The organism is Paracoccus marcusii, assembly GCF_006151785.1.
In the GTDB taxonomy this organism is placed as follows: Bacteria; Pseudomonadota; Alphaproteobacteria; order Rhodobacterales; family Rhodobacteraceae; genus Paracoccus; species Paracoccus marcusii.
The window spans coordinates 1-1,291 of record NZ_VDDD01000251.1; the positions used below are offsets into that span (position 1 = coordinate 1).

At 55.7% G+C, this 1,291-nt stretch carries 1 protein-coding gene; it reads left to right on the forward strand.

Annotated features, from left to right (window positions below):
- Positions 1 to 258: 258 nt before the first annotated feature.
- The gene (locus FHD68_RS18590) at positions 259 to 996 is read left to right on the forward strand and encodes a sugar transferase (RefSeq protein WP_244297997.1); all 738 of its coding nucleotides are present in this window, start codon (positions 259 to 261) and stop codon (positions 994 to 996) included.
- Positions 997 to 1,291 lie beyond the last annotated feature (295 nt).

Sequence of the window (1,291 nt, forward strand, 5' to 3'; positions counted from 1 at the left end):
GGAGGCCGCCACGCGGAGCCTCTCTCATGATCTCGGTCATCTGGGGACCCTGCGCCATGAGCTGGCGCGTCTCACGGCCATGGCGTCTTCTGCACACTGGCGGTCGCGCCTTGTGGGATCCCAAAATCTGACCACGACTGCCCGGCGTTAACCAACTGTCACTTTTTACGGGTAAGACCGTGGCCAGTTCGGTTGAAACGTAGACAATTTTATTCAATTGGTAATGGATTGTTCGTTTTTGTGCGTAAGGGGTGAGCCGTGTCCAGCTCAGAGAGATCTTCCATCGAATGTTCAGCTGGTAAGGACAGTCGGCCGCTCATCGGTGCATTGACGCTTGATGGCGATACATCGAGTCGATCCAGATCCGCAAAGGAACCCCTACCTCTGGGTGGCGCGAGCAAGCGCACCCTCGATATTGCGTTGATTTTGCTCGTTCTGCCGTTTCTGGGCCTGCTGATGCTTGGACTAGCGCTGCTCATTAAGCAGCGTGATAAGGGGCCGATGCTTTACGGTCACCGCCGCATTGGCTTTGACGGTCGTGAGTTCAACTGCTGGAAGTTTCGGACCATGGTCGTCAATGGCGATGAGGTTCTGGAACAGCATCTGAAAGAAAATCCTGAAGATGCGGTCATGTGGAGAGAGCAACGCAAGCTCACGAACGATCCACGTGTCACGCCCATTGGGCAGATGCTGCGGAAATTGAGCCTGGACGAACTCCCCCAGCTTCTGAACGTTCTGAAGGGTGAGATGAGCCTGGTCGGTCCGCGTCCGATCGTGCGCGACGAGTTGGCTCATTATGGTAGCACAGCTCGTTACTACCTGGCGACCCGTCCAGGTCTGACGGGACTGTGGCAGGTCAGTGGACGAAGCAATACGACTTATGCAGAGCGTGTCCGTATGGACCGCCATTACGTGGTGCAGTGGACCTTGCTGAGTGACCTCCGCATCATCGCCAGGACTGTGCCTGCACTGATAACCTCCAAGGGGGCCCGATAGGTCACATGCTCAGCTTCGCACGTACTTGCTAGCGCAAAAACCCGACCAACCCGGATGTTCAGGTCTCCAAAACTATCTTAATTGGACCGAAGGCAGTTTGGTGCAGTTCCAAGTGCACATCATGCGCTAGGGGATAGACGTCCGCGTCGGAGAGATGAAGGTCTCGAGTTGTGCTCGACTGACAGGCTTTGCCAAGAAGACGATGTCAGCCAAACCTTCGTTGGCAGACAGCTTTTCTTGATTGTAGCCGGACATAAGGGCAATGCGGATGTCGGGGTGGGTCTTGGAGACCGCG